Origin of the sequence: Leisingera sp. MMG026, from assembly GCF_021654205.1 — a bacterium.
Classification (GTDB): Bacteria; Pseudomonadota; Alphaproteobacteria; order Rhodobacterales; family Rhodobacteraceae; genus Leisingera.
The window spans coordinates 60,278-86,190 of the sequence record NZ_JAKFZM010000008.1; the positions used below are offsets into that span (position 1 = coordinate 60,278).

A 25,913-nucleotide genomic window follows, 5' to 3' on the forward strand; every position below is an offset into this window, starting at 1 on the left:
GGGCTGGGGCAGGTACAAGCCGGGCTTCAGATAGGAATTTACCGAGAGGCCCCTGCCTTTTCGGACGCAGGAGAAGCACCATGGCGAAGCCGACCACAATCAAGATCCGCCTGAACTCGAGCGCGGGCACCGGCCACTTCTATGTGACCAAGAAAAACGCTCGCACCATGACCGAAAAAATGGTTGTGCGGAAGTACGACCCGGTTGTGCGCAAGCATGTCGAGTACAAAGAAGGCAAAATCAAGTAAGCCTTTCCTTTGGAATGATTTCCGGAAACGGGTCGCGCCTGGCGCGGCCCGTTTTCTTTTGCGCTGGCCTGGCGCTTCGCGCGGCTGCTTCAAATTCTCGGAAAATGCCGGGCTGTTTCCGCCGCGCGGCCACCTGCCGCGGCACGTTTGTGCCCCAATTCCCGCCTAGCCTTAAACCCGTGGGTTAATGAACAAACGGGTGGATGTGCTGTGAGGGTTTTTATGATTGCGGCTGCGCTGGCAGCGGGCGGGGCGCCGGTCTCCAGTTCTTTTGATGCTGGGATGGCGGTGCCGCCGCCGCCTGCAGTCGAGGCACGGCATCTGCAGGCAGCGTCGTCGGCCCCTTCCGGCGGAGAGCGGGCTGTGGTGGACAAAATCGTGCACCTGCAGGGGCGCAGGCTGGCCTTGTGCCTGGTCCGATCTGGCAGTGCCGGAATGGCGGTTTTAAGCATCCCGGAGGACAGTGCGGTGCCCAGCCTGCCAGAGATCCCAGCGGCTGAGTTCCTTGGTTTGGTCACAGAGGCTTCCGGCTGCCGCCCGGACGGAAAAGTGCGCAAAGTGTCGAGCCGCCGGGGCACAATCGCCGTCTCCACCGGGCTGGACTGCGCCGCTCCGGGATCCTGACGCCACAGATCTACACTAGGCGCGCCACTCGGCCATAGTCAGCACCGGATCCATTCCCATCCCCTGCATCAGCGCGGCTGAGGCGGTGTTGAAGGGCGCATAAGTGGCTGCAACCACTGTGGCGCCCGCCGCCAGTGCCTGTGCCCTCATCGCCTCGACCAGCGCCTTGCCAACCCCCATCCGGCGCCAGGCTTCGGTCACCGAAATATGGTGCAGCATGGCGCGGGTTTCAGCCGCGCGGATGGGCAGCGCCGGCCGGTTCTGCAGCTCATAGATCAGATAGCCCAGCAGCGCCCCTTGCGGGCTTTCTGCGGCCAGCGCAAAGATGTTCTCTTCCCGCAGCCACTCCTGCAGCCATGCGGCCAGATCAGTGCTGCCGGGGGCCGGTGTGTGGCGCTCTGGCTGATGTGCTGCGTGCAGCGCATGCAGGTCCTGCAACAGCGGCAGCAGACGGTCTGCCTCCACCGCGGGAATCTCGATAATCTTCATGGGGTCATCCCTCTTATTGTTGTTGAAACGAAAAGGGGCGGATCGTTGTGATCCGCCCCTCGCTGACTTTGGAATGTGTTGTACGCTTATTCGCGGTTTCCAAGCAGCTGGAGCACCATCATGAACATGTTGATGAAGTCCAGATAAAGGCTGAGTGCGCCCATGATGGCGGATTTTGCCAGCCATTCCTGGTCGCCCGAATGGGCCATCTGCAGGTAGTCGTTCTTGATCCGCTGGGTGTCATAGGCGGTGAGGCCCGCAAAGATCAGCACGCCGATCACCGAGATTGCAAAGGCCATCGCCGACGACGCCAGGAAAATATTGACGATCGAGGCCACGATCAGGCCGATCAGACCCATGATCAGGAAGGCGCCCATGCCGGACAGGTCTTTCTTGGTGGTGTAACCGACCAGCGACAGGCCTGCAAAAGCGACGGAAGTGATCAGGAACACCTGCACGATGCTCTCGCCGGTGAACACCAGGAAGATCGAGCTGATCGACAGGCCCATCACGGTGGCGAAGACATAAAACAGCAGCTGGACGCCGGCCGCGGACATGCGGTTTGCGGCAGCGCCGATGCCAAAGACAAAGGCCAGCGGGGCAAACATGACGACCCATTTCAGCGGCGAAGCATAAAGCGCATGGCCGATATTGGTCAGATATTTATCCGCGCTCAGCTGCGCCACGGCATTGGCCGGGTCCGCAGTGACGGCCAGGCCGGAAATGGCCCAGGCTGCAAGGAAAGTGATGAACGTGCCTGCGGCCATGGTGCCGTAGACCTTGTTCATATGGGCGCGCAGGCCCTCATCAATCTGCGCGGCGCGGGCGCCGGCGGCAGACCGGATGGTGTCGAATTGTGCCATCTTGGGTGGTCTCCGTAAATTACTCCCTTGCTGCCGGCGCACGAGCCGGGCCGCGGCCGGCAGCATTCCCGCTAAATATCGGGGGAACAGCGTTCCGGTTCAAGTATTTCAGGGCAATAAATACATGAAAAACGAGGAAACGGGCCGCCGGCTGGCGGCCCATCTCAAATGCGGGCGTCAAATCGGGCTGCAGTGGCCTCAGCGGGACCAGTGATCCGGCGCGCTCCAGAATCCGCGCCGGGCCTCGGCGTCTGCTTCTGCGCGGGTCACGCCGATGTCGTCCAATGCGCGGGTGTCCAGCTTGGCCAGCTGGCGGCGCTGCGTCCAGACCTTCAGGTGCAAACGCAGGCGGGCAGCCAGCGAAAGCTGCGGCTTTGCGGCAGGGCGGGGTGTGCAGCGGGAGGAGGTTGCAGGGGTCATGGCGCGGATCCTTCAGTTACGTTTGTGATGCGTCCCTTTTGGGTGATCAATTGTGTTGATGAATATGGCGTCTTGTGGCACATTTTAAAAACGAATGTTTTTGATACAATGCATCAGGTGCTGTGATGATAAGAAATCTCGATATTACCACGCTCCGCTCTTTTGTGGCGGTGGTGGACAATGGCGGCGTGACCCGGGCTGCCGGTTTTCTGCATCTCACTCAATCGGCGGTCTCCATGCAGATGAAGCGGCTGGAGGAGCTTTTGGGGTTAAGCCTTCTGGACCGCTCCGGGCGCACCATTGCGCTGACAGCGGAAGGCGAGCAGATGCTTGGCTATGCCCGCAGGATGGTGGCGCTGAATGACGAGGTGATCGGCAGGCTGACAGACCAGGCCTTTGAGGGCGAGGTGCTGCTGGGGGTGCCGCATGACGTGGTGCATCCGGTCATTCCGCAAGTGCTGAAGCGGTTCAATCTCAGCTACCCGCGGGTGAATGTGAACCTCTGCACTTCCAACACCCGCGACTTGAAGACCGAATTCTCGCGCGGTGCCTTCGACCTGATCCTAACCACGGAAAACGGATCAGGCGAGGGCGGTGAGACGATCCACAGCATGCCGTTGCGCTGGGTCGGCGCGCCCGACGGATCGGTCTGGCGGCAGCGTCCGCTGCGGCTCGGCTTCTGCCGCAACTGCAGTTTCCGCCCCGTGGCCACCGCGGCGCTGGATAAGGCGGGTATCGAATGGGAGATGGCGCTCGACAGCGATTCCGACCGCACCGTCGAGGCAACGGTCAGCGCCGATCTGGCGATTGGTGTGCTGCTGGAGGGCACCCAGCCGGGTTATCAAGAGCTTGTCGAACAAGGTTGCGGCCTGCCGGACCTTCCCATGCAGCACATCAACCTCTATGGGGCCGAGCGCGTGCGCGCACCCTATGTCGAGGAGCTGGCCGAATTTATCCGCCAGGCATTTCAAGGGCTGTGGTCGGCGCCGCTGCGCGCTGCCAGTTGACGCGCTGATGCTCCGGCACCGGGCGGGGGGAAGCGCGGCTCCCTCCCTTGTCTGGTCAGCGGTTGCGGCCCATGGTGATCACCACCTTGCCGGTGGACTTGCGGCTGCGCAGCAGCTCCAGCCCCTCGGCCGCGCGGTCCAGCGGCAGGGTGTGGCTGATATGCGGCTTAATGCGGCCTTCGCCGTGCCAGGTAAACAGCGTCTCAAAGGACCGGCGCACCGCTTCGGGCCGGAATTTCATGTAGCCGCCCAGATAGAAACCGATCACTGTCAGGTTCTTCACCAGCAGATGGTTGGCCGGAATTTGCGGCACCTCGCCGCCGGCAAATCCCACCGGCAGCAGCCGAGCGCCGGGATTGGCTGCGCGGAAAGCGGCTTTCCAAACATCGCCGCCCACAGCGTCATAAACCACATCGGCCCCGCCCAGTGCTTTCACAGTGCTGCGCAGGTCTTCACCGGCATCGACCAGGTGATCCGCACCGGCAGCGGCAGCAACCTCCAGCTTCTCCTGCCCGCGGGCCTGGGCAATCACCGTCGCTCCCATCAGCTTGCCGATTTCAACAGCCGTCAGCCCGACGCCGCCGGCGGCGCCTGTTACCAGCAGTGTCTCGCCCGGCTGCAGGCGGGCGCAATGATCCAGTGCCATGTGGCTGGTGCCATAGGCGATCTGCATCGCTGCGGCGTGCTCGAAACTCATCGCATCCGGGATCCGGATCAGTTGGGCTGCGTCAAAAACCCCGGCTTCAGCCAGCCCGCCGGAACCGCCGAACAGCGCAACCCGGTCGCCAGGAGCAAACCCTTTTGTGCCTTCACCCAGTTCCGTCACCACGCCTGCCGCTTCCAGTCCAAGGGTAAAGGGAGGCTCGGGCGTGTCCTGATAGCTGCCCTTCATCATCAGCAGGTCGGCAAAGTTCAAACCACAGGCCCGCAGCGCAACGGCAGCTTGGCCAGGGCCCGGTGGCGGGACGTCTGTTTCCGTCAGCGACGCCGGACGGTCAAAGGCCGGAACTTGAAAAGCCTGCATGTTTTTTCCTCAGCTTCCGCGGGAATCTGTGTGATTCGCCACCTTACACTGGCGGGGTGCTGCGCCTGGCCGCACCTCGCTATTTCTGGGGAGGTACGTGATCGGCAGCCGCTTGGCAACAAAACCTTTAGAAAAATGATACATGAAATCATGCGCTTGAACGTGCGGTCCGCGCACGGGGCGACGGCAGCCTTGCAATCAATCGCAAGGGTTGTACACTTTTGCTCAGAGGTTGAGCTTTGATCGCTCTGATGGGGAACCGTGTTCCGGCAAAGAATTGAAGCCGCCAGAACAGGTTATAGGAACGCAGCGGTCCGGGTTGCAGCCGGATTTTTGGACTTAGGAGAAACGCATGGCTCATCCAGTTGACGTGCATGTGGGAAAGCGCATCCGCCACCGCCGGTGGCTGATCGGCATGACACAGCAGCAACTCGCCGAGCAGGTCGGCATTAAATTTCAGCAAATTCAGAAATACGAGACCGGTGCCAATCGGGTCAGCGCCTCGCGGCTCTGGGATATTTCCGACGCCCTTGAGGTGCCGGTGAGCTTCTTCTTCGAAGGTCTGCAGGAAGAAGGCAAATCCTCGTCGGATAAAGCCTCCGTTCCGGAAGACCTGATGGGCGACAAGGAAGCTCTTGATCTGGTGCGCTCCTACTATGCAATCCCGGAAAACCAGCGCCGCCGCCTGTTTGAGCTGGCACGCGTGCTGAGCGACGTCGCCTGAAATCCTGACGGCGAATGAAGGGTAATAACAAGCGCAAAACCTGCGATGCCAGGGTTTGCGCTTGCAATAGTGCCGGGTGAGTGGCACCCGTATTGGTATGACACAGGCCGCTTTTCCCGATCTTGACGTTGCACACAGGATGGCAGACGCAGCCCGCGCCGCCATCCTGCCGCATTTCCGCACATCTTCGCTGACCGCTGAGAACAAACTCGACGGCGGGTTCGATCCGGTCACGGTTGCGGACCGCGCTGCCGAGCAGGCGATGCGGGCAGTGCTGGCGGAGTTGCGCCCCGATGACGGAATTCTGGGCGAAGAGTTCGGCACCAAGCCGGGGACTTCGGGCCGCACCTGGGTGCTGGACCCGATTGACGGAACCCGCGGTTTCATCAGCGGTACGCCAACCTGGGGCGTGCTGATTGCGCTGTCGAATGAAAACGGCCCGTTCCTGGGGGTAATCGACCAGCCCTATACCGGCGAGCGTTTCTGCGGCGGGCCGGATATTGCTTCCATGACCGGCCCGTTAGGCAAAAGACCTTTGCAGACCCGAGCCACTGCGGCGCTGGAAGACGCCATCCTGTTCACCACATTCCCGGAGGTCGGCACACCGCAAGACCGCGCTGCGTTCGAACGGGTCTCGGCCCGCTCCAAGCTGACCCGCTATGGCACCGACTGTTATGCCTATGCGCTGGTGGCGGCAGGACAAGTGGATCTGGTGATCGAGGCCGGTCTCAACGCTTATGACATTCAGGCGCCGATTGCGCTGATCCAGGCGGCGGGCGGAATTGTCACCGACTGGCAGGGCAACCCGGCTCACAACGGCGGCCGTGCCCTGGCCGCGGCCAACGCGGATATTCACGCGGCTGCGCTGGAACTGCTGCAACAGGCGTAAACGGGTTGAAATTGGCGCCCCCGGCTTGTAGTTTTCCCGGCAGGCCGGTTCTTCGCCCGTTTTCCACCGGTCAATCACACATTCCTCTGAAGCGGGCTGTCTTTTGGAGTGTGTGTAAATGACAGAGTTCCTGATACAAAATGCCGATACCATCCTGACGATGGATGATGAACGCCGTGTGCTGCACGGCGCTGATGTGCTGATCCGCGGCGGTAAGATTGCCGCCGTGGGGCAGGGGCTGCAAACCAGCGGAGATATTGTCTCCGGCCGCGGATGCGTCGTCACTCCCGGGCTGGTCAACACCCATCACCATCTCTACCAGAACCTGACCCGCGCGGTGCCGGGCGCCCAGGATGCGCTGCTGTTCGGCTGGCTGCAGCGGCTCTATCCCATCTGGGCGCAGTTCACCCCGGACGAGATGTTCGTCTCTGCCCAGCTGGGCCTGGCGGAGCTGGCGCTGTCAGGCTGCACGCTCAGTTCCGACCACCTGTACCTATACCCCAATGGCTCGCGGCTGGAGGACACTATCCATGCCGCCCGCGATGTGGGCCTGCGCTTTCACCCGACCCGCGGCGCGATGAGCATCGGCGAAAGCGACGGCGGATTGCCGCCTGACAGCCTGGTCGAGAAAGAGCAGGCCATTCTCGACGACATGATCCGGATTGTTGATGGCTTCCACGATGCAGGCGAAGGGTCCATGTGCCGCGTCGGCCTGGCGCCATGCTCGCCGTTTTCGGTCAGCCGCGAGCTGATGCGCGATGCCGCACTGCTGGCCCGTGACAAAGGCGTGATGCTGCACACCCATCTGGCCGAAAACGACGAAGACATCGCCTATTCGGAGGCCAAATTCGGCTGCCGCCCCGGCCAGTATGCCGAAGAGCTTGGCTGGACCGGCGATGATGTCTGGCATGCCCATTGCGTGAAGCTCGACGTGAAAGAGATTGACCTTTTTGCCAGAACCCGCACCGGGGTTGCCCATTGCCCCTGTTCTAACTGCCGCCTGGGCAGCGGCATTGCCCCTGTGCGCGCAATGCGGGACGCCGGGGTTCCTGTGGGGTTGGGCGTGGACGGCTCCGCCAGCAACGACATGGCCGGCCTGGCGTCAGAGGCGCGGCAGGCCATGCTGCTGCAGCGGGTTGCCAATGGCGCCGACGCGATGAGCGCTTATGAAACGCTGGAGATCGCCACCCGCGGCGGCGCCGATGTGCTGGGCCGCCCGGATTGCGGCCGCTTGGCACCGGGCAAGCGCGCCGATATCGCGATCTGGGACACCACAGGCATTGCCTCCAGCGGCAGCTGGGATGCCGCAGCCCTGCTGCTGGCCGGTCCGACCCAGGTGAAACACCTGTTTGTCGAAGGCAAGCAGATCATCCGCAGCGGCGAGATCACAACGCTCGACCTGCCGCAGCTGATCGAACGCCACGGGAAACTGGCGCGGGCGCTGGCTTCACCTTTCTGAAAATACTCAAGGCTGAGGCGCATCAGCGCCTCTGCTCAACCGGTCGCCCGCCAATCCAGACCTCGGTAATGGCGCGGTCGTCGCCCATCATGATGGTGGGGAACACCGCCTCCCAGATATCCTCCGCCCGCGCGGACCGCTGCGCGATGGCGGGGGCCGAGGCCAGATCCAGCACCACCAGATCCGCCTCCATGCCGGGGGCGATATTGCCGATCTTTGCCTCCATCCGCAGCGCCGTGGCGGATCCTTGGGTCGCCAGCCACAACAGCTGTGCTGCATGCAGCGGCGTGCCGCGCAGCTGGCCGATCTCATAGGCCGCCGCCATGGTGCGTAGCATCGAAAAGCTGGACCCGCCGCCGGTGTCAGTGGCAAGCCCGATCCGCTGGCCCTCGGCCATCAGCCCGGCCATGTCGAACAGCCCGGAGCCGATAAAGGTATTCGACGTCGGGCAGTGGATCAGCGCCGCGCCAAAGTCCCGCAACCGGTGCCGTTCACGCTCCTCCAGATGAATCGCATGACCGTAAAGGCCCCTGGCGCCCAGCAGTCCGAACTCCTCATAGGTGTCCAGATAATCGCGGGCTTGCGGAAACAACGACCTGACCCATTCGATTTCATCAGTCTGCTCGCTCAGATGCGTTTGCATCAGGCATTCCGGGTGCTTGCCCCACAGTGCACCCATTGCCTCCAGCTGCACAGGGGTGGAGGTGGGCGAAAACCGCGGGGAAATTGCATATTCCAGCCGGTCCACACCGTGCCAGCGCCCGATCAATGCGTCTGAATCGTCATAAGCCGACTGCGCGGTATCCCGCAGTTCCTCCGGCGCGTTGCGGTCCATGCAGGTCTTGCCCGCAACCACCCGCTGCCCTCGCGATTGCGCGGCCGTGAAAAACGCATCCACGCTTTCGGGATGAATTGTGCAATAGCTGCAGACCGTGGTGGTGCCATGTGCGGCAGTCAGGTCCAGATACCTGTTGGCAATTCCGTCTGCATAGACGCGGTCGCCGAACCGCATCTCCTCCGGGAAGGTATAGCTGTTCAGCCAGTCGATCAGCCGCTTGCCCCAGCTGGCGATAATCGCGGTCTGCGGATAATGCACATGGGCGTCAACAAAGCCTGCCATGATCAGCTTGCCGCTGTGATCCACGGCTTCCGCCTTTGGCAGCAGCGCCTGCATTTCTGCCAGCGGCCCGGCACCCGCGACCTTGCCGTTTTGCACCGCCACCGCATCCAGCAGACGGGCCGCGTCTTCGGGCCGGTCCGCGGCAAAGGGAGAGCCGGCAAAAGACAGTACGTGCCCTTTCAGGATGTAATCGGTGCCCATTCTTCCAACCCTTTCCTTGCAAAATGGCTCTTGGCAGGATACCCGCCGCATCAGCTCCGGTAAATTATGCCGATGTCATTGTTTTCCGGTAGCCGCTTCTTCTACTTTGCAGGCAGACACTAATAAAATACCCGGGGGCAACACATGAGCAGCGGCGACAACATCACCGGCGATCTGTCTCAGGACGACTCCTATGACCTGGACCGTAAATTGGTTGCCCGGATTCTGGGTGCGGTGGAGCAGGGCGATCAGCAGGCGCTGACGGATCTGCTCGAAGACCTGCACGCAGCCGACATCGCCGACCTTCTGGAACAGATCGATGCCAGCGACCGGGCGCGGCTGATCCGGCTTTACGACCGTGAGTTCGACGGCGAGATCCTGTCCGAACTGGACGAGTCGATCCGCGAAGAAGTCATCGAGACGCTGAACCCGCTGGTTCTGGCCGACGCGGTCCGGGAGATGGAAAGCGACGATGTCGTCGACCTTCTCGAAGACCTTGAGGTGCCGCAGCAGGAAGCCATTCTTGAGGCGCTTGAAGATGCCGACCGGGTCGCGGTTGAGCAATCTCTGAGCTATCCGGAAAACTCGGCCGGCCGCTTGATGCAGCGCGAAGTGGTGATGGCGCCTGAGCATTGGAATGTCGGTCAGGCCATTGATTTCATGCGCAACTCGGATGATTTGCCAGAGCAGTTCTATCACGTGGTCCTGGTTGATCCGCGACTGCATCCGATTGGCAATGTCACCCTTGGCCGGATCATGGCCACCAAACGCCAAGTACCGCTGACCGAACTGGTCGAGGACACCTTTCAGGTGATCCCCGCCGATCAGGACGAGGAAGACGTGGCTTATGCCTTCAACCAGTACCACCTGATTTCGGCGCCCGTGACCGACGCTGAGGGGCGTCTGGTCGGTGTGATCACCATCGACGATGCGATGATCGTGCAGGACGAGGAACACGAAGAAGACATCCTGCGTCTGGCCGGTGTGGGCGAGGAAAGCTCGCTGGCTGACCGGGTGATTGAAACCACCAAACGCCGGTTCCCCTGGCTCGCTGTGAATCTGGTCACGGCGATATTGGCCTCGCTGGTGATTGCGCAGTTTGAAGCAACCATTTCGCAGTTCGTGGCCCTTGCGGTGCTGATGCCGATTGTCGCCTCGATGGGCGGTAATGCCGGCACCCAGTCGCTGACGGTTGCCGTGCGCGCGATTGCCACCCGCGACCTTACCGGCTCCAACGTCTGGCGGGTGATCCGCCGCGAAGTGCTGGTGGGGCTGGTCAACGGGGTGATCTTTGCCATTGTGATGGGTCTGGTGGGCCTCGCTTGGTTCGGCTCGCCGATGCTGGGTGTCGTGATTGCCGTCGCTATGGTGATCAATCTGGTCGTGGCGGGGCTGGCGGGCACGGTGATCCCGGTTCTATTGGAGAAAGCCGGTATTGACCCGGCGCTGGCCTCAGGCGCTTTTGTGACCACGGTGACCGATGTGGTCGGGTTCTTTGCCTTCCTCGGGCTTGCCGCAACTGTTTTGCTGTAGGAGACCGCGATGACGGATCTGACTGAAATCAAGGCCGCCGCCCGCAAGGCCGCCTTTGCCCGCCGCAAGCTGGCGCATGCCCGCAATACTCCAGGTGCCGCAGGCCATCTGTCCGAGGTGCTGGCCGGTTACCGCGGTGTGCCGTTGTCGGGATTTCTGCCGATCCGCACCGAGATCGACCCGGTGCCAGCAATGGCCGAAGCGGCAGCGCACGGGCCTGTTGGCGTTCCGGTTATCATGGGGGCGGGCCAGCCGCTTAAATTCAGCCGCTGGCAGCCCGAAGGCCCGCTGCGCGACGGCCCTTTTGGCGCCATGGTTCCCGAGGCAGATGACTTTTTCGAGCCTGAGATCCTCGTGGTGCCGCTGGTTGCCTTTGATGCCAAGGGCGGACGGCTGGGTTACGGCGGCGGCTTTTATGACCGCACGCTGGAATTGCTGCGCGGCAAGCGGGCGACGCTGGCGATCGGCTTTGCCTTTGACGCGCAAGAGGCCGAAGACCTGCCGCTGGAACCCACCGATCAACCGCTGGACATGCTGATTACCGAAAGCCGGATCCTGCAATTCAGCCGCTGACGCTGGCCGCGCGACCAAGATTTTTCGAAAAATCTTGGCAAAACTTTTCAGAAAAGTTTTGCGCGCCTGCCGCAGGCCTTGTTCTGCCGTCCGCATCCGCGTACCACGCCCGCATGCGAATTCTGTTTCTAGGCGATGTGATGGGCCGCGCGGGGCGCAGTGCCATTACCGAAAATCTACGGCGGCTGCGCCAGGACTGGCGGCTCGATTTTGTTGTGGTGAACGGCGAAAACGCCTCCAACGGCATGGGGCTGAGCGGCGAGCACGCCAAACTGCTGCTGGAGGCCGGCGTTGATTGCCTGACCCTGGGCGACCATGCCTTTGATCAAAAGGACATGCTGCAGTTCATTGAGAAGGAACAGCGCATTATCCGGCCGCTGAACTTTGCCAAAGGCGCACCGGGCCGCGGCTTCCGGCTGTTCCAGGCCCCGGGCGGGCGCAAGGTGCTGGTGGTGCAGGTGCTGGGCCAAGTGTTCATGAAACGCGCTTTCGATGATCCCTTCGGCGCGGTTGAGGCGGTGCTGAAATCGCACCCCCGGGGCGGGCTGGCACAGGCCATCATTGTGGATGTGCATTGCGAAGCCACCTCCGAGAAGATGGCGATGGGCCATTTCTGCAACGGGCGTGCCTCGCTGGTGGTCGGGACCCATACCCATGTTCCAACGGCTGACGCGCAGATCCTGTCCGAAGGCACCGGCTATCTGACCGATGCCGGCATGTGCGGTGATTACAATTCGGTCATCGGCATGGACAAGGCCGAGCCGATGCGCCGCTTCCTGACCGGAATGCCCAAGGCGCGCTTTACCCCTGCAAACGGCGCGGCCACCCTGTCCGGCGTGTTTGTCGAGACCGACGACCGCACAGGTGCTGCCAAGCAGATTCGCATGGTGCGCAACGGCGGCCTGCTGCAGGAGGCCGCCCCCTGACGGAATGCCTTTCCGCCCCGCGGTGCAGCTTGTGGCGGGATGAATTGCCGGTGCAGCCGCGATTTTGCGCATAAATTCCCGAATTCAGGCCTACGCAGCGGGGCGGGCGCGGAAATTCTTGCTCAGGCCAAGGGTTTCAGGGAAACTGCGCGATGGCGGAGCGTGCAGCAGCGCGCTAAACCCGTCTGAAACAATAAGGCATCGTCACGGTATATGCAGTTTTTCCAACTAGGTGATTCCGGCAGCGCGGTCCTGGCGATAGCCATTGTTCTGGCCATGTTCGTGGCTTTTCTGCGCGAAACCTATCCCACCGAAGTTGTGGCGCTGACCGGCGTTGCAGCAATGCTGGCCACCGGCGTTTTGCCCTACAATCAGGCGTTGCCGGTGCTGTCCAACCCGGCGCCTTGGACCATTGCGGCGATGTTCATCATCATGGGTGCCTTGGTGCGGACCGGTGCGCTGGATGCCTTCACTCAAATCGCCAAAAAGCAGGCTGAGGTGAGCCCCAAGCTTGCGGTTGCCTTGCTGATGGCCTTTGTGGTTGCGGCCTCTGCCGTGGTGTCAAACACGCCGGTGGTGGTGGTGATGATCCCAGTGTTCATCCAGATCTCCCGCACCCTGAAGGTTTCCGCCTCCAAGATGCTGATCCCGCTCAGCTATGCGGCGATCCTGGGCGGCACGCTGACACTGATCGGAACCTCGACCAACCTGCTGGTGGATGGTGTTGCGCGGGCGCAGGGCCTGCAGCCTTTCACTATTTTTGAGGTCACGCCGCTGGGCGTGATCCTGGTCATCTATGGCATGATCTACCTGCGCTTTGTCGCACCGCGGCTGCTGCCGGACCGTGACAGCATGGCCATGCTGCTGAGCGACAAATCCAAGATGAAGTTCTTCACCGAAGCGGTGATCCCGCCCGAAAGCAACCTGATCGGCCGCGAAGTCACCGGCGTGCAGCTGTTCAAACGCCCTGGCGTGCGGCTGATCGACGTGATCCGCGGCGATGATTCTTTGCGCCGCAACCTCATGGGTGTGGAGCTGCAGGTCGGCGACAGGGTGGTGCTGCGCACCCGGATGACCGAGCTGTTGAGCCTGCAAACCAACAAAGAGCTCAAGCGGGTGGATCAGGTTTCCGCCGTCGAGACCGAAACCGTGGAGGTGCTGATCACGCCCGGATGCCGCATGGTGGGCCGCAGCCTTGGCGCCATGCGCCTGCGCCGCCGCTACGGCGTCTATACCCTGGCGGTGCACCGCCGGAACCAGAACATCGGCGTGCAGCTGGATGACCTCGTGGTGCGGATCGGCGACACCCTGCTGCTGGAGGGGGCGCCCGCCGATATCCAGCGTCTGGCCTCCGATATGGATCTGGCCGATGTCTCGCAGCCGACCCAGCGCGCCTACCGCCGCAGCCACGCGCCGATTGCCGTTGTTGCACTGCTCGGGATCGTTCTGCTGGCCGCCTTCGGCGTGGCACCTATCCTGATGCTGTCCCTGCTGATGGTGTCGCTGGTGTTCGTGACCCGCTGCATCGACGCGGACGAGGCGTTCTCCTTTGTGGACGGGCGGCTCCTGGCGTTGATTTTTTCGATGCTGGCCATCGGCGCCGCGCTGGAAAGCTCTGGTGCGGTTGCCCTGATCGTCAACGCCATTGCCCCCGGCTTGTCGATGCTGCCGCCGTTCCTGCTGGTCTGGGCGGTCTATCTGCTGACCTCTGTCTTGACCGAGCTGGTCTCAAACAACGCAGTGGCTGTAGTCGTCACCCCGATTGCCATTGGCCTGGCTCAGGCCATGGGGGTGGATCCGCGCCCCTTGGTGGTGGCCGTGATGGTCGCCGCCTCGGCCTCCTTTGCCACCCCGATCGGATATCAGACCAACACGCTGGTTTACGGTCCTGGCGGTTACAAGTTCACCGATTTCCTGCGTGTCGGCATCCCGCTGAACCTGACCGTCGGCATGGTTGCGTCCTTGATTATTCCGTTTTTCTGGCCGCTCTGACATCACCGGATGCCCATGGTGATGGCGGTTTTCCGCTTCGCCAGCATTTGTTTACGTGAAATTGTTAAAGCCGGGCCCATATGAAACAGAGAGTACTTCAAGGGGTGGCAAAGTGGATTTCAGAAAACTGTTCCTGATCGCGGTCCTGGGTGGATCAACAGCCATCGTGCTGATGTCGCAGGCCTGGGCAGACCGGCACCCACAGCCTTCAAAAGTCTCCGCGCAGGCCGCAAAATCCTTGTGAAAGGATTTTGGCAAAACTTTTCCTCAAAAGTTTTAGACCCCGCTACAATGGCCAAAACACCAGGATTGCCGGAATAGAAACGGCAATGACCAGAACCTCCAGCGGCAATCCCATCCGCCAATAATCGCCAAAGCGGTAACCGCCAGGACCCAGCACAAGCGTGTTGTTCTTATGTCCGATCGGCGTCAGGAACGCCGCCGAGGCGGCAACCGCCACCGCCATCAGGAACGGATCCGGGGATACCCTTAGGGACTCCGCCATCTGAATGCCCACAGGTGCCGCGACAATGGCTGTGGCGGTATTGTTCAGCACATCCGACAGGGTCATGGTCACCACCATCAGCACTGTGAGCACCGCCCAGGCGGGCAAGCCTTCGGTCAGGCCTGTCAGCGCATTGGCAATCAGTGCGGTGCCGCCTGAACTGTCCAGCGCCGCCCCCAACGGGATCATCGACCCCAGCAGCACCACAACCGGCCATTCCACATGATCATAGATCTCCGCCACCGGCAGGATCTTAAAAAGAACATAACCGATCGCCACCAGTCCCAGGGCCACCGGCAGGTAGATCAGCCCGGCCGAGGCCGCCAAAACCGCTGTGGCAAACAGGCCGATGGCGGCCCAGGTTTTGTCATTTGCCGTTACCGCCAGCCCGCGCTGCGCCAGCGGCAGGCAGCCCAGCCAGTCGGTCACATCGGCACTGCGCCCGCGCGGGCAAAGCAGCAGCAGAATGTCGCCTGCCTCGATCTCTGCCTGCCGGATATGTTTGGTGATCCGCCGGCCTTGACGGGAAATCCCCAGCAGCACCGCGCTTTGCCGCCAGGCCAGTCCGATCGACTGGGCACTGCGCCCGCGCACACGGGCCGCTTCCGGCACTACGACCTCAACCAGCTCCAGCCCGTCGCCTGCAGCGGTCAGCTTTTCCTGCCGGGCGGCGTCGGCAAAATCCAGTTTCAAGGCACTGCGGAACTCATCAAGTGCCTCCGGTTCAGCCTCGATCACCAGCGTATCCCCGTCCCGCAGCGTCGCAGCGCTGGCGCGGCCATAGCGGCGCTTGCCGTCCCGGATCAACCCGATGATCGCTACATCCGCCTTTTCGGCCTCTTCGTCCAATTCGCCCAGCCGCTTGCCGGTCAGCTCTGACCCTTCGCCCACAGTCAGCTCAGCAATATAGGGCGCCAACTGCGCCTCGGACGCTCCCGCTGCATTCTCCCGCGCGGGGATCAGCCGCCAGCCGATCAGCGCCACAAAGGTAAGCCCCGCCAGCGCCGCGACGCCACCCACCGGGGCAAAATCGAACATCCGGAACGGCTCTCCCAGCCGCTCCTCCCGGATCGCGGCAATGATGATGTTGGGCGGCGTGCCGATAAGGGTCGCCATGCCGCCCAGAATAGTGGCAAAGGACAGGGGCATCAGGCTCAACCCCGGCGCCCGGCCTGACTTGCGTGCAGTCTGGATGTCCACCGGCATCAGCAGCGCCAGCGCCGCAACATTGTTCATGAAGGCTGACAGCACCGCACCGACCCCGCCCATCAGAGCGATATGACCGCCCAACCCGCGCGCACTGTCCACCAATGTGCGGGTGATCAGAAACACCGCGCCTGACCGCACCAGCCCTGCGGACACAATCAGCACCAGCGCCACCACCAGCGTTGCCGGATGGCCGAACCCGCCAAAGGCATCGCCAGCAGGAACCACCCCCAGCACCACCCCCGCCATCAGCGCCGCAAAGGCCACCAGATCATAGCGGTAACGCCCCCATAACAGCAGGGCAAAAACGGCAGCAAATAACGCAAATAAAACAGCTTGATCATATGTCATCGGGCCAGCTTAACCCCGAAACCCCGCGGAGCAAGGGCCAAGCTGGGGCAGGGTGCTTGAAACCCGGTGCCGGCACGGGCTATATGGGCGCCAATTCAGATATTCAGCAGCAAGGATGCACCATGGCAGGCCATTCAAAATGGGCAAACATTCAGCACCGCAAAGGCCGTCAGGACGCGGCGCGGTCGAAACTGTTTTCCAAGCTGGCCAAGGAGATCACCGTGGCCGCCAAAATGGGCGACCCTGATCCCGACAAGAACCCGCGTCTGCGCCTGGCGGTCAAGGAAGCCAAAAGCCAGTCCGTCCCCAAGGACGTGATCGACCGCGCGATCAAGAAGGCCGTGGGCGGCGACGCTGAAAACTATGACGAAATCCGCTACGAAGGGTACGGCCCCAATGGCGTGGCCGTCATCGTCGAGGCCATGACCGACAACAAGAACCGCACAGCCTCCAACGTGCGTTCGACCTTTTCCAAGAACGGCGGCAACCTGGGCGAGACCGGTTCGGTCGGCTTCATGTTCGAACGCAAGGGTGAAGTCACCTATCCGGCCTCTGTTGGTGATGCCGACACCGTGATGATGGCAGCAATCGAAGCCGGCGCCGAAGATGTCGAAAGCTCGGAGGACGGCCATATCATCTACTGCGCCGATACCGACCTCAATGACGTGTCAAACGCACTGGAAGCGGAACTGGGCGAGTCCGAGAGCACTAAGCTGGTCTGGAAGCCGGGCACCACCACCGAGCTGGATCTCGAAGGCATGCAAAAGCTGATGAAGCTGGTCGATGCGCTGGAGGACGACGACGACGTGCAGCGTGTCACCACCAACTTCGAAGCGTCTGACGAGGTCATGGCGCAGCTCTAAATTGCTGCAGCCGCGCAACGATGAAAGCCCGCCGCGCCTCCGGCGGGCTTTTGTTTTGGCGCACAGGCCACCTTTATCGGGCCACCTGTATCGGGCCACCCGTATGGCTCCGGGCTGCTGCTTCTTTCTGGTCGGAAATACCCCGGGGGTGAGGCCGCAAGGCCGAGGGGGCAGCGCCCCTCCCTGCCGCCGCGCCGGGATCGGTCCAGCTTGCTGTACTTCAGAACATTTCCGCGCGGCAGATACATCGGTATCAGCTCTAAGTGATTCACATAGTCGATCACATAGCAGTAATCCTCGCCGGTTTCTTCCTCGCGGCCATAGAGATACGGCCCGCCGCCCTCGAAATTGAAACACCGTTCCGAAACAGCCGGATAGTCCAGCCCGGCAGTGGCAGGCGATGCTGCCAGCCCCAGGCCCGCAGCAAGTAGATTATGCTCCATGCAAAACGTCCCCCGGCTGATGCCTGAAACGCTAGGGGGGATGGTAGAGGCGGCAAGAGAAACCGGTTGCACGGCGGCTGGCCGGTCAATCGGTTACGACACCGCCAATTCGCAGGGCCGTGGCATCCGGTATCCATATCTCCCGGTGGGGGATGGCAAAGACCCTGTTGGCAAACTCGGCGCTCACCCCTTGCTGCAACAGAAAGGCGCGGTCCTTTTCCTGCTCTTTTTCCAGGTTTATCTGCGGCAGACCGCTTTCGAACTGCAAAGCATAGCTGTGAAAGCCAAGCTGCCCGTCCCCGCCAAGGCTGCGCCGGAGCCCGGCTGCGAACATCAATGTGCAGGCCGAAGCACACAGACCCTCTGCACGGGTGGAAAACCCCTGTTCGCGGATCAGTCTGGCGGCGCCACGGGCTTCGGCAATCAGACCGCCGGGACTGGTCAGGGTAATTCGCTGCAGCCCGGGGTGCTGGAGGATCATCTGCTCAATCCGCCGTGTCAGGCCAAAGGTGATTTCACCTGCAAAGATCAGTGCGCGGCCGTCATTGGAAACTGTCAGCTTGTAAAGCGCTTCGCGCGCTTGCCGCCGCTGTTCGGCATAGACGGGTTCCTCCTTTGTCCGGGCAATCAACTGGGCGTCCCACCACAGGGTGACCGCCGCAAAACCCGCAAACAGCAGCACCAGATAACCGCCCCAGACTGGCGCCATCGCACCGGTGCTGCGTACATGCGCATCGGCACTGTGCAGAAAGATGCGGGCCTGCCACAGCAGAAACAGCCCGTCCGCCGCCATCAAAGCAAAGACCAGCGGTACCGGCAGGCTGACCCATTGGTTCAGCACCAGCCAGATGAGTACAACCCCTGCGCGCGGCAGCAGCACCTGCAGGCCGAGGCTGCGGCGCAAGGAGGCTGGCGCCGGCATCAGCCGCACCGCCCGCCGCAGGCGGCACAATTTTCTTGCAAGAAAATTGGCCGGAAAATTCGAATTTTCCGGCTGCCGGCGGTGAGGGCTATTCTACAAATGCTGCAATCTCCTCGAGCGGTTTTTTCAGCTTGGCAACGGAGGGCACCATCGCGTTCTCTGCCGGATGGCCCACGGCAATGATCATCGTCGGTTTTTCCGATGCCGGGCGGCCCAGGGCGCCATTCAGGAACTTCATCGGGTTCGGCGTGTGGGTAAGAGTGCACAGGCCCGCCGTATGCAAAGCTGTCAGTAATACGCCGGTGGCAATATTCACGCTTTCCGGCACGTAATAGTTTTTGTAGCGGCTGCCGTCCTCAAAAGCGCCCCAGCGCTGGGCGAAAACCACAATCAGCCAGGGCGCGGTGGTCAGATGCGGCTTGTCCGCATCGGTGCCGATCGGCTCCAGCGCCGTGATCCATTCATCGCCCGCACCGCCCGCATAGAACTTTTTTTCCTCTTCTTCAGCCTCGGCGCGGATCTGCGCCTTCAGCTCCGGATTGGAAATCGCAGCAAAGAACCAGGGCTGATGGTTGGCCCCCGAGGGTGCCGTGCCGGCTGCACGGATACAGGTCTCGATCACCTGCCGCGGCACCGGCTGGCCGGTAAAGTCCCGCACCGAATGCCGCCGCCGCATATGGGCCAGAAACTCTGCTGCTTTTTCCTGCATTTCAGCGTCGGAGTACTCGGCTCGGTCCGGCAAGGGCAGGGGATCATAGCTGAGAGCGTCTTTTGAAAACATCGGCGGGCTTTCCTGTTTAGCTTTGGGTCAAATACTGCCTAGCAGATTTCTGCACGGCGCGGGTCACCTCCGCAAGGGCAGGGGCCATTACCCGCGCCACCTGCCAGGTCAAGGGCACCGGCAGCGTGGTCTCAGGGATCAGTGGCACCAGCCGCCCGCTGCGGATATCGCCGGCGACCATTGCCAACGGATTCATGCCCCAGCCCAGGCCGGCCGCGGCGGCATCAATGAAGGCCTGGGTCGAGGGCAGGTAATGGGCAGGCGGCGCCAGCTGCGGCGCCACATTCCGCTCCAGCCACAGCCGCTGCAGATTGTCCTTGGCATTGAAGATCAGGCACGGAGCGCGGGCGGCAGCCTCCGGCGTCACCCCTGCCGGAAACCAGCGCGCCATGAAGTCGGGATTGGTGGTTGCCACATAGTCCAGCGTGCCCAGCGGATGGGCGTCAAACCCGGTGACCGGCTTGGCGCTGGCCGTCACCGCAGCAGAGACCTCGCCGCGCTTCAGCCACTCCGCGCTGTGGTCCTGATCATCCACCAAAAGATCGAAAAGCACCCCGTCCACCTCGGCCATCGCGTCAATGAACCAGCTGGCCAGGCTGTCTGCATTGACCGCAATCCGCAGCCGCACCGGGCCGTGATCCACCTCCAAAGCCAGTTCCCGCGCCAGCTGCGCCTCCAGCAGGCCGATGTCCTCGGCATGTTTGGCAATCCTGAGACCCGCCGCCGTTCCGGTGCAGGGCGTGCCGCGCAGCACCAGCGCGGTGCCGATGCGGTCCTCCAGCGCTTTGATCCGCTGCGAAACGGCTGATGGCGTCACCCGCAAGGAATGCGCCGCGGCCTCAAAAGTGCCAAGGCGCAGCACCGCGCTCAGCGCCGCCATCTGGCTGGGATCCATCTGCATTAGCAACTCTAATCTGACTTAAGCCTCTTTAACTGGATTAATGGCGTGGCAGTCTCTAGTCAAACCCCAGCACAACGATGGAGACCACAATGCCCCCCAGCCTGCTTGCCGGATTCGCTCTTGGCCTTAGCCTGATCGCGGCGATCGGTGCCCAAAACGCCTTTGTTCTGCGCCAGGGGCTGCGGCGCCAGCATGTGTTCTGGATCTGCTTCACCTGTGCGGGATCCGATGCGGTGCTGATCACTGCGGGTGTTTTCGGCTTTGGCTCGCTTGCGCTGGCAGTTCCGTGGTTTGAACAGGCGATGCGGCTTGGCGGTGCGGCTTTTCTGATCTGGTACGGCGCCCGCGCCCTGCGCAGCGCCTGGCGCGGCGGCGAAACCCTGGACACGGCGGGCGAAGGCGCAGGCGCTGCCCTGCTGCCGGTACTGGCCACGGTGCTGGCGCTGACCTGGCTGAACCCGCATGTCTACCTTGATACAGTGGTTCTCCTTGGCTCGATCTCAGCACAATACCCCGAGCCGCTGGTCTTTGCCGCCGGGGCCACCATCGCCAGCTTCACCTTTTTCTTCACGCTCGGCTATGGCGCCAGCCTGCTGGCTCCGGTCTTTGCCCGCCCGCGCGCCTGGCAGGTGCTGGATGCCATCGTCGGCCTGACCATGTGGGCGATTGCGCTGAAACTGCTGATGATGTGACGAACAGCATCTGTGCGCAGGCCGCTCTAACGCCTGCGCAGAAATGCGCTACCTTCCTCCTGAAGCCGCCAACAGGAGGGAAGGATGAGCTGGAACCCGGCACTGGAACCGCAATGCCCCGATGCGGGCAGCCTTGATGCAATTGAAACGGTGATTATCCCGCGCGCCCGTGACCTCGGCGGCTTTGAGGTCCGCCGCGCCTTGCCCGCACCGCGCCGCCAGATGGTCGGCCCGTTCATCTTCTTCGATCAGGCCGGGCCGGCGGAGTTCCTGACCGGGCAAGGCATCGACGTGCGCCCGCATCCGCATATCGGCCTTGGCACTGTGACCTATCTCTATCAGGGCGAATTCGAACATCGCGATTCCTTAGGCACTCACCAGATGATCTATCCGGGCGAGGTGAACTGGATGGTGGCAGGCCAGGGGGTCACCCATTCCGAACGCACCTCGGCCACGACCCGCGCAGCCCCAAGCAGCCTGTTCGGTATTCAGACCTGGATCGCGTTGCCCGACAGCCACGAGGACACGCCCGCGGCCTTTGAACACCACGGCAAGGAAGCGCTGCCGCTGCTGGAGGGCGAGGGCAAGGCCGTGCGGTTGATCCTCGGCTCCGCCTGGGGTGAGAAAGCCCCTGCAACGCTTTATTCTGAAACATTTTATGCCGATGCGGTATTGCAGGCGGGCGCCAAACTGCCGCTGCCCTTGGATCACGAGGACCGGGGGCTTTATGTCACGCAAGGATCGGTTGAGATTGCCGGCGAAACATTTGAGGCCGGCCGGATGATGGTTTTCCGGCCCGGTGACGCGATCACTGTGACCGCAGGCCCGCAAGGGGCGCGGCTGATGGCGCTGGGCGGTGCGACGCTGAACGGGCCGCGCTATATCTGGTGGAACTTCGTCGCCTCCTCCCGCGACCGGATCGAAGACGCCAAGTCCGCCTGGGCCGCTGGCGACTGGCAGCAGGGCCGCTTCCAGCTGCCGCCTGGCGATGATGAAGAATTCACCCCGCTGCCAGAGAAGCGGAAATAATTCACATGTGAAGCCTTGCGCCGCCGCCCGAACGGGTGTTCTGTCCGGCCATGTCCCAAACCGTCAAATCCGTCCAAACCGCGCAAAACCCTCTCCGGGGCGTGTTCTGGATGGTTGTAACAGGCCTCTGTTTTGTGGCGGTCACAGCGCTGGTCAAACACCTTGGCAGCCGCATCCCGCCCGCCGAAAGCGCCTTTTTGCGGTACTTGCTGGGGCTGGTGTTTCTGATCCCGATGGCCGGGGCCTTGCGCCGGGCGCAGCTGACCCCGCGGCTTTGGGCATTGTTTGCAGGCCGCGGCGTGGTGCATTCTGCCGGCGTGATCCTGTGGTTTTATGCCATGACCCAGATCCCTCTGGCCGAGGTTACGGCAATGAACTACCTGTCCCCGGTTTATGTCACCTTGGGGGCTGCGCTGTTTCTGGGGGAGAAGCTGGCGGTGCGCCGGATATCGGCGATTGCTGTCGCTTTGATCGGCGCGATGATCATCCTGCGTCCGGGCTTCCGCGAAGTCTCCCCCGGCCATATCGCCATGCTGTTCACTGCCGTGTCCTTCGGGGCCTCTTACCTGATCGCCAAGTTTACTGTCGGCAGCAACAGCCCGGCTGTCGTGGTCGGCATGCTGTCGATCTTTGTCACTCTGGGCCTTGCCCCCTTTGCCTTGGCGGTCTGGGTGACGCCCACGCTGGCCGAGATTGCAATTCTGTTCGGAGTCGCCAGCTTTGCCACCGCGGGCCACTACACCATGACGCTTGCCTTTGCTGCGGCACCCGTGGCGGTGACCCAGCCGGTCACGTTCCTGCAACTGGTCTGGGCCACCTTGCTGGGCGCGCTGGCGTTTGGTGAACCGGCTGACATCTGGGTAATGTCCGGCGGCGGGCTGATCCTGGCTGCGGTCAGTTTTATCTCGTGGCGTGAAGCCAGAATTAAAAAGAAGGCTCTTACACCTTCCGGTAATGCGACTGGTGTTTGATCGTCTTATGGATGTTACAAACCCGAAGTAATCTCCCGCTCTTACCGACGCAGGCGGAGACCGCGCATGGCGAATTGGCTTTGGCCCACGGCGTTGCTGCTGGCGGCCCTTTTTGATCCGCCGGCCGCCCAGGCCGGGCCCAGTATCTGCAACGATACTGAGGCTTTGCATCAATTGGCCGTCAGCTTGCGGATTGACGGCCGTTGGGTGGTGCAGGGCTGGCAGCCGCTCATCCCGGGAGATTGCGCCGAACCGGTGCCGGCCGGCTATCAGGGCCGGTTTCTCTACTTCCGCGCCAAAAGCCCCGGATACAGTTTCCGCGACGACAGCGTCCGGTTTTGCACGGCCCAGGGCCGGTTCCGGATTGAGCATGGCAGCGATTGCACCGCACAAGGCTATGCAATGCAGGGTTTTGCCAAAACCGTTACGGCACCAGCAGGACCGCAGGTTCTGCTCAGTTCCCGATCACAGTCCGAGCGCCGGGAGGCTGCGTTTGCCGCCGCTGAGGACGGGCATGACGCAACAGAAGACCAATTTCATTACGCGGCGGAGGTGGTCTTTCAAGGCTGCAAGCAGCAGAAAAGCCCGGGCGCCGTCACCTGCAGTTTTGTTGGCGGCGGGATGGAGTTTGGTGCTGTGGGCAAGGTCCGGATCTCCGATCCGGTCTTCACATTCCTGCTGGGGCTGGTGCGCGGCACCCCGCTGGCTATTGACGGTGAGATAGTCACCCGTTTCGGCTCCTTTGCAGAGCTGGAGCTGCACAGTGTCACGCCGCGTGTGCCGAACCGGTTCGACAAGATGCTGCAGAACATGCAGGGAGAGTGGCGGTCCGTGCAAAACCCCAATGACCGGTTTGCCATTTCCGGTGCCGTGCGCCAGGTCCGATACGGCGGCAGGCAAATGACCCCGGAGTTTGTCACGATCCAGCAAGGCTGCCGCGGCATGGGGTTTACGGGTGACTTCCTGATGGCCTGGGACAGCCAGAGCGGCACCAAACTGTGTTATCAGATCGATTCTCTGACCCGCGATGGAATGACACTTATTTATTTGCCGCGCGGAACCCGGCTGGACTACGAACGGCTGCCTGGCGGCTAGGCCTTATGGGATGACAAGATCCACAACCAGATGCGCCGCAGCTCGCGCGGCCTCGGGATTCAGCGGATCTTCCGACTGCGCGGCCTGCAGCCAGACCCCGTCCATATAGCATTGCAGCGCCTGGCGCGCGGTTTCCAACTGTCCGCCGGGCAGCAGCGCCCGCAGCTCGGCCAGGACATGGCTGCGCACCCGGGCACGGTTGATTCGGTGCAGGCGGCTCAGCCGCGGCGAATAGGGGGCATTTGCCCAGAACTGCATCCAGATACTGCACTGGGGCACAGTGAAAAGACCGTCGGCAAAGTTCGCGTCCATCACCGCATATAGCCGTTCGCGCGGGGTGCGCGCTGTGGCATAGCCATCCGCCATGGCCCGCCGCAGCTTGCCCAGAAGATGCAGCATTGTGGCTTCCATCAGCCCTTCCTTGGAGCCGAAATAATAGTTTATCGAGGCCGCCGAAGCACCGGCCTCCCTGGCGATTTCCGCCATGGTTACAACACCGTAACCGCGCTCATGCACTGCAACGATGGTGGCTTCGATCAGCTCTTCGTTGCGGATATCCCGGATGCGTTTCCTGCTCATGAATAAGTTGTGCGGCAATTGGGCCGGCGTTTCAACTGTTGTTCGAGGGAATTCAAATCTTGAATGACCATTCAAAAAACTATTTGGCCGATCAGTCTGCTGTGTTATGTACCCGACCCATGTCTTAGGGCGGGAACCGCCTGGAAATGGGAGGGACATATGACTTCAATCATTTCATTCGGGATTCTGCTGGCCTTTGCACTGGTGGTGTTCTGCGTGATCAAGTGGTGGAACGTCCGCAACGTCGGCGTGACTCCGGTCCACTTGTTCACCTTCATCGCAATCCTCTTCACCTCGGGTCTGGACGTCGGCCTGATCATGTTCCCGCTGGCCTGGGACTTTCCGCTTTATGCCGACACCGCGGCAGAGCCCGCCTATGGGTTCACCAACCCGCTGGCGCTGGAATTCGGCTTCTGGGGCTTCCTGATCTGGGGCTTCTACTTCCTGACCACCTTCTATTTCTGCGTGGTCGAGCCGCGGGTGAAGTTCTTTGAGATCCCGCTGGTGAAATGGCTCAACAACATCGTGATCATCGGCACCTGCGCCTTCACCGGCGCGCTGTTCCTGATCTACCTGCCGTATTATGCCACTTTCATGGGCGACGGCGAGAGCGTGATCCCGGCCTTCTATGTCATTACCTTCCTGGTGATCCTGTTTGCCGCCTTCTCGTCGACCGACATCAAATACGTGCGCATCCTGTCGGTCGGCTCCACCGTGTTGTTCCTGTCGCTGATCCTCGGCATGTGGGCTTATTCCGGTATGGGGCTGAGCGCCTTCGGCGATACTGCCTCTAACATCGGCGGCTATTTTGCCAACATCCACAAATTCGTGCTGCCGCTGACCGACTATCACGAATTCTACCTGTTCTGGTGGTTCGCATGGTCGATCATGATCGGCCAGTTCACCTCGCGCTTTGTCGGCGGGCTGCGCACCTGGCAGGTTCTGGCAGCGCTGCTGATCTTCCCGTCGATCCCGCTGGGTGTGTGGTTCTCGGTTCTGTACTATTACCACCTCAACAGCATCGAGACGACGCTGCTGATCAATGTCTCCATGGTCGCGGTGGGCATCATCTTCGTGGTCAACTCCTTTGACTCGCTGATCCGCCTCTACACCGACAACTTGAACCTGACGGCCAAGCGTTTCGGCACCATTCCTTATGTGCTGGGCAATGCGGTTGTACTGTTTGCCCTGACCCTGGCGTTCCAAAGCCAGTGGCTGCAGATCCAATGGATCGGCACCGTGGTGATCGGCATCTATGTCGCCTGCCTGGCCTATATCGTGCTGTTCAAGCGCAGCGAAGTGATGAGCATCACCGCTTCGCCCGAGGAAAACACGCTCGACTTCGACAAGATCAAGACAGCCCATTAAGGGCGGTCTCCCGGCTGGCCCCTAGTTTCCCCGAATGATGGGACCAGCCTCTAACTGCCTGGCAGCGCCTTCGGGCCTGCCAGGCGCCTTTCGAAGAAACATCGCCAATACTGGG

The 25,913-nt window shown here is 61.9% G+C and carries 27 protein-coding genes; 16 read left to right on the plus strand and 11 right to left on the minus strand.

The annotated features are described in order from the left end of the window. Positions 1 to 80: 80 nt before the first annotated feature. Positions 81 to 248, plus strand: coding sequence for a 50S ribosomal protein L33 (rpmG, locus tag L1069_RS06125; protein WP_008554190.1), 168 nt, complete (start codon positions 81 to 83; stop codon positions 246 to 248). A gap of 210 nt (positions 249 to 458) precedes the next feature. Next, positions 459 to 872, plus strand: coding sequence for a hypothetical protein (locus L1069_RS06130; RefSeq protein ID WP_237455062.1), 414 nt, complete (start codon positions 459 to 461; stop codon positions 870 to 872). Between the two features lie 15 nt (positions 873 to 887). On the opposite strand, the gene L1069_RS06135 is transcribed toward L1069_RS06130, so the two are convergent. The 3 genes from L1069_RS06135 to L1069_RS06145 form a co-directional block, all read right to left on the minus strand. Beyond that, complete coding sequence (locus L1069_RS06135; protein ID WP_129370381.1) at positions 888 to 1,361, minus strand: GNAT family N-acetyltransferase; 474 nt, start codon at positions 1,359 to 1,361, stop codon at positions 888 to 890. 86 nt (positions 1,362 to 1,447) lie between these two features. Further along, positions 1,448 to 2,224, minus strand: coding sequence for a Bax inhibitor-1/YccA family protein (locus L1069_RS06140; protein ID WP_237455063.1), 777 nt, complete (start codon positions 2,222 to 2,224; stop codon positions 1,448 to 1,450). Positions 2,225 to 2,422: 198 nt separating this feature from the next. Further along, positions 2,423 to 2,644, minus strand: coding sequence for a DUF1127 domain-containing protein (locus L1069_RS06145; RefSeq protein ID WP_129370383.1), 222 nt, complete (start codon positions 2,642 to 2,644; stop codon positions 2,423 to 2,425). Between the two features lie 125 nt (positions 2,645 to 2,769). Here L1069_RS06145 and L1069_RS06150 point away from each other — a divergent pair, with 125 nt between their 5' ends. Beyond that, positions 2,770 to 3,651: a LysR family transcriptional regulator gene (locus L1069_RS06150; protein ID WP_237455064.1), complete on the plus strand. Its 882-nt coding sequence runs from the start codon at positions 2,770 to 2,772 to the stop codon at positions 3,649 to 3,651. 55 nt (positions 3,652 to 3,706) lie between these two features. Here the strand turns inward: L1069_RS06150 and L1069_RS06155 are convergent, their stop codons facing one another. After that, positions 3,707 to 4,675 carry an NADPH:quinone oxidoreductase family protein gene (locus L1069_RS06155; protein ID WP_237455065.1) on the minus strand — a complete coding sequence of 323 codons (969 nt, stop codon included), beginning with the start codon at positions 4,673 to 4,675 and terminating at the stop codon, positions 3,707 to 3,709. Between the two features lie 352 nt (positions 4,676 to 5,027). On the opposite strand from L1069_RS06155, the gene L1069_RS06160 reads away from it, so the two are divergent. The 3 genes from L1069_RS06160 to L1069_RS06170 all read left to right on the plus strand — a co-directional run bounded on the left by L1069_RS06160 (position 5,028) and on the right by L1069_RS06170 (position 7,747). Beyond that, positions 5,028 to 5,399, plus strand: coding sequence for a helix-turn-helix transcriptional regulator (locus L1069_RS06160; protein WP_129370386.1), 372 nt, complete (start codon positions 5,028 to 5,030; stop codon positions 5,397 to 5,399). 97 nt (positions 5,400 to 5,496) lie between these two features. Continuing rightward, positions 5,497 to 6,288, plus strand: coding sequence for a histidinol-phosphatase (hisN, locus tag L1069_RS06165; protein ID WP_275423050.1), 792 nt, complete (start codon positions 5,497 to 5,499; stop codon positions 6,286 to 6,288). Positions 6,289 to 6,406: 118 nt separating this feature from the next. Continuing rightward, the gene (locus L1069_RS06170; protein ID WP_237455067.1) at positions 6,407 to 7,747 is read left to right on the plus strand and encodes an 8-oxoguanine deaminase; all 1,341 of its coding nucleotides are present in this window, start codon (positions 6,407 to 6,409) and stop codon (positions 7,745 to 7,747) included. A 22-nt stretch (positions 7,748 to 7,769) separates the two neighbouring features. Here the strand turns inward: L1069_RS06170 and guaD are convergent, their stop codons facing one another. Next, the gene (gene guaD / locus L1069_RS06175) at positions 7,770 to 9,068 is read right to left on the minus strand and encodes a guanine deaminase (RefSeq protein ID WP_237455068.1); all 1,299 of its coding nucleotides are present in this window, start codon (positions 9,066 to 9,068) and stop codon (positions 7,770 to 7,772) included. A 144-nt stretch (positions 9,069 to 9,212) separates the two neighbouring features. Here guaD and mgtE point away from each other — a divergent pair, with 144 nt between their 5' ends. The 4 genes from mgtE to L1069_RS06195 all read left to right on the plus strand — a co-directional run bounded on the left by mgtE (position 9,213) and on the right by L1069_RS06195 (position 14,092). Next, positions 9,213 to 10,601: a magnesium transporter gene (gene mgtE, locus L1069_RS06180; protein WP_129370390.1), complete on the plus strand. Its 1,389-nt coding sequence runs from the start codon at positions 9,213 to 9,215 to the stop codon at positions 10,599 to 10,601. 9 nt (positions 10,602 to 10,610) lie between these two features. After that, positions 10,611 to 11,174 carry a 5-formyltetrahydrofolate cyclo-ligase gene (locus L1069_RS06185; protein WP_237455069.1) on the plus strand — a complete coding sequence of 188 codons (564 nt, stop codon included), beginning with the start codon at positions 10,611 to 10,613 and terminating at the stop codon, positions 11,172 to 11,174. A gap of 113 nt (positions 11,175 to 11,287) precedes the next feature. Then, positions 11,288 to 12,100, plus strand: a complete 813-nt coding sequence (locus L1069_RS06190) for a TIGR00282 family metallophosphoesterase (protein ID WP_129370392.1) — start codon at positions 11,288 to 11,290, stop codon at positions 12,098 to 12,100. Positions 12,101 to 12,313: 213 nt separating this feature from the next. Further along, positions 12,314 to 14,092, plus strand: coding sequence for an SLC13 family permease (locus tag L1069_RS06195; RefSeq protein ID WP_237455070.1), 1,779 nt, complete (start codon positions 12,314 to 12,316; stop codon positions 14,090 to 14,092). Between the two features lie 286 nt (positions 14,093 to 14,378). Here the strand turns inward: L1069_RS06195 and L1069_RS06200 are convergent, their stop codons facing one another. Next, the gene (locus tag L1069_RS06200) at positions 14,379 to 16,154 is read right to left on the minus strand and encodes an SLC13 family permease (RefSeq protein ID WP_237455071.1); all 1,776 of its coding nucleotides are present in this window, start codon (positions 16,152 to 16,154) and stop codon (positions 14,379 to 14,381) included. Positions 16,155 to 16,276: 122 nt separating this feature from the next. Between L1069_RS06200 and L1069_RS06205 the strand changes: the two genes are divergently transcribed. Next, positions 16,277 to 17,017, plus strand: coding sequence for a YebC/PmpR family DNA-binding transcriptional regulator (locus L1069_RS06205; RefSeq protein ID WP_129370395.1), 741 nt, complete (start codon positions 16,277 to 16,279; stop codon positions 17,015 to 17,017). Here L1069_RS06205 and L1069_RS06210 read toward each other — a convergent pair. From L1069_RS06210 to L1069_RS06225, 4 genes are all read right to left on the minus strand, one after another. Then, positions 17,014 to 17,460, minus strand: a complete 447-nt coding sequence (locus tag L1069_RS06210) for a hypothetical protein (RefSeq protein WP_237455072.1) — start codon at positions 17,458 to 17,460, stop codon at positions 17,014 to 17,016. The genes L1069_RS06205 and L1069_RS06210 overlap by 4 nt on opposite strands. An 85-nt stretch (positions 17,461 to 17,545) precedes the next feature. Next, complete coding sequence (locus L1069_RS06215) at positions 17,546 to 18,382, minus strand: hypothetical protein (protein ID WP_237455073.1); 837 nt, start codon at positions 18,380 to 18,382, stop codon at positions 17,546 to 17,548. An 88-nt stretch (positions 18,383 to 18,470) separates the two neighbouring features. Beyond that, positions 18,471 to 19,163: a nitroreductase family protein gene (locus tag L1069_RS06220; RefSeq protein ID WP_237455074.1), complete on the minus strand. Its 693-nt coding sequence runs from the start codon at positions 19,161 to 19,163 to the stop codon at positions 18,471 to 18,473. 16 nt (positions 19,164 to 19,179) lie between these two features. Then, positions 19,180 to 20,064 (minus strand): LysR family transcriptional regulator ArgP, encoded by an 885-nt coding sequence (locus L1069_RS06225; protein WP_237455075.1) that lies wholly within the window; start codon positions 20,062 to 20,064, stop codon positions 19,180 to 19,182. Between the two features lie 89 nt (positions 20,065 to 20,153). Between L1069_RS06225 and L1069_RS06230 the strand changes: the two genes are divergently transcribed. From L1069_RS06230 to L1069_RS06245, 4 genes are all read left to right on the plus strand, one after another. Beyond that, positions 20,154 to 20,756 (plus strand): LysE/ArgO family amino acid transporter, encoded by a 603-nt coding sequence (locus tag L1069_RS06230; protein WP_237455076.1) that lies wholly within the window; start codon positions 20,154 to 20,156, stop codon positions 20,754 to 20,756. An 84-nt stretch (positions 20,757 to 20,840) separates the two neighbouring features. Further along, a complete protein-coding gene (locus L1069_RS06235) occupies positions 20,841 to 21,785 on the plus strand; it encodes a pirin family protein (protein WP_134830181.1) in 945 nt (314 codons plus the stop codon). Positions 21,786 to 21,835: 50 nt separating this feature from the next. Further along, the gene (locus L1069_RS06240) at positions 21,836 to 22,756 is read left to right on the plus strand and encodes a DMT family transporter (protein ID WP_237455077.1); all 921 of its coding nucleotides are present in this window, start codon (positions 21,836 to 21,838) and stop codon (positions 22,754 to 22,756) included. Between the two features lie 66 nt (positions 22,757 to 22,822). Beyond that, the gene (locus L1069_RS06245; protein ID WP_237455078.1) at positions 22,823 to 23,851 is read left to right on the plus strand and encodes a DUF1036 domain-containing protein; all 1,029 of its coding nucleotides are present in this window, start codon (positions 22,823 to 22,825) and stop codon (positions 23,849 to 23,851) included. A 3-nt stretch (positions 23,852 to 23,854) separates the two neighbouring features. Here L1069_RS06245 and betI read toward each other — a convergent pair whose 3' ends face one another. Further along, entirely contained in the window at positions 23,855 to 24,430 is a 576-nt protein-coding gene (gene betI, locus L1069_RS06250) for a transcriptional regulator BetI (protein ID WP_129370403.1), read from the minus strand. Positions 24,431 to 24,589: 159 nt separating this feature from the next. Here betI and L1069_RS06255 point away from each other — a divergent pair, with 159 nt between their 5' ends. Then, on the plus strand, positions 24,590 to 25,798 hold the full coding sequence (locus L1069_RS06255) for a BCCT family transporter (RefSeq protein WP_129370404.1): 1,209 nt from the start codon (positions 24,590 to 24,592) through the stop codon (positions 25,796 to 25,798). Positions 25,799 to 25,913 lie beyond the last annotated feature (115 nt).

Coding starts and splice junctions, on each gene's coding strand:
- rpmG (WP_008554190.1), top strand. CDS start 81: ATGGCGAAGCCGACCACAATCAAGATCCGCCTGAACTCGAGCGCGGGC.
- L1069_RS06135 (WP_129370381.1), bottom strand. CDS start 1,361: ATGAAGATTATCGAGATTCCCGCGGTGGAGGCAGACCGTCTGCTGCCG.
- L1069_RS06140 (WP_237455063.1), bottom strand. CDS start 2,224: ATGGCACAATTCGACACCATCCGGTCTGCCGCCGGCGCCCGCGCCGCG.
- L1069_RS06145 (WP_129370383.1), bottom strand. CDS start 2,644: ATGACCCCTGCAACCTCCTCCCGCTGCACACCCCGCCCTGCCGCAAAG.
- L1069_RS06150 (WP_237455064.1), top strand. CDS start 2,770: ATGATAAGAAATCTCGATATTACCACGCTCCGCTCTTTTGTGGCGGTG.
- L1069_RS06155 (WP_237455065.1), bottom strand. CDS start 4,675: ATGCAGGCTTTTCAAGTTCCGGCCTTTGACCGTCCGGCGTCGCTGACG.
- L1069_RS06160 (WP_129370386.1), top strand. CDS start 5,028: ATGGCTCATCCAGTTGACGTGCATGTGGGAAAGCGCATCCGCCACCGC.
- hisN (WP_275423050.1), top strand. CDS start 5,497: ATGACACAGGCCGCTTTTCCCGATCTTGACGTTGCACACAGGATGGCA.
- L1069_RS06170 (WP_237455067.1), top strand. CDS start 6,407: ATGACAGAGTTCCTGATACAAAATGCCGATACCATCCTGACGATGGAT.
- guaD (WP_237455068.1), bottom strand. CDS start 9,068: ATGGGCACCGATTACATCCTGAAAGGGCACGTACTGTCTTTTGCCGGC.
- mgtE (WP_129370390.1), top strand. CDS start 9,213: ATGAGCAGCGGCGACAACATCACCGGCGATCTGTCTCAGGACGACTCC.
- L1069_RS06185 (WP_237455069.1), top strand. CDS start 10,611: ATGACGGATCTGACTGAAATCAAGGCCGCCGCCCGCAAGGCCGCCTTT.
- L1069_RS06190 (WP_129370392.1), top strand. CDS start 11,288: ATGCGAATTCTGTTTCTAGGCGATGTGATGGGCCGCGCGGGGCGCAGT.
- L1069_RS06195 (WP_237455070.1), top strand. CDS start 12,314: ATGCAGTTTTTCCAACTAGGTGATTCCGGCAGCGCGGTCCTGGCGATA.
- L1069_RS06200 (WP_237455071.1), bottom strand. CDS start 16,154: ATGACATATGATCAAGCTGTTTTATTTGCGTTATTTGCTGCCGTTTTT.
- L1069_RS06205 (WP_129370395.1), top strand. CDS start 16,277: ATGGCAGGCCATTCAAAATGGGCAAACATTCAGCACCGCAAAGGCCGT.
- L1069_RS06210 (WP_237455072.1), bottom strand. CDS start 17,460: ATGGAGCATAATCTACTTGCTGCGGGCCTGGGGCTGGCAGCATCGCCT.
- L1069_RS06215 (WP_237455073.1), bottom strand. CDS start 18,382: ATGCCGGCGCCAGCCTCCTTGCGCCGCAGCCTCGGCCTGCAGGTGCTG.
- L1069_RS06220 (WP_237455074.1), bottom strand. CDS start 19,163: ATGTTTTCAAAAGACGCTCTCAGCTATGATCCCCTGCCCTTGCCGGAC.
- L1069_RS06225 (WP_237455075.1), bottom strand. CDS start 20,064: ATGCAGATGGATCCCAGCCAGATGGCGGCGCTGAGCGCGGTGCTGCGC.
- L1069_RS06230 (WP_237455076.1), top strand. CDS start 20,154: ATGCCCCCCAGCCTGCTTGCCGGATTCGCTCTTGGCCTTAGCCTGATC.
- L1069_RS06235 (WP_134830181.1), top strand. CDS start 20,841: ATGAGCTGGAACCCGGCACTGGAACCGCAATGCCCCGATGCGGGCAGC.
- L1069_RS06240 (WP_237455077.1), top strand. CDS start 21,836: ATGTCCCAAACCGTCAAATCCGTCCAAACCGCGCAAAACCCTCTCCGG.
- L1069_RS06245 (WP_237455078.1), top strand. CDS start 22,823: ATGGCGAATTGGCTTTGGCCCACGGCGTTGCTGCTGGCGGCCCTTTTT.
- betI (WP_129370403.1), bottom strand. CDS start 24,430: ATGAGCAGGAAACGCATCCGGGATATCCGCAACGAAGAGCTGATCGAA.
- L1069_RS06255 (WP_129370404.1), top strand. CDS start 24,590: ATGACTTCAATCATTTCATTCGGGATTCTGCTGGCCTTTGCACTGGTG.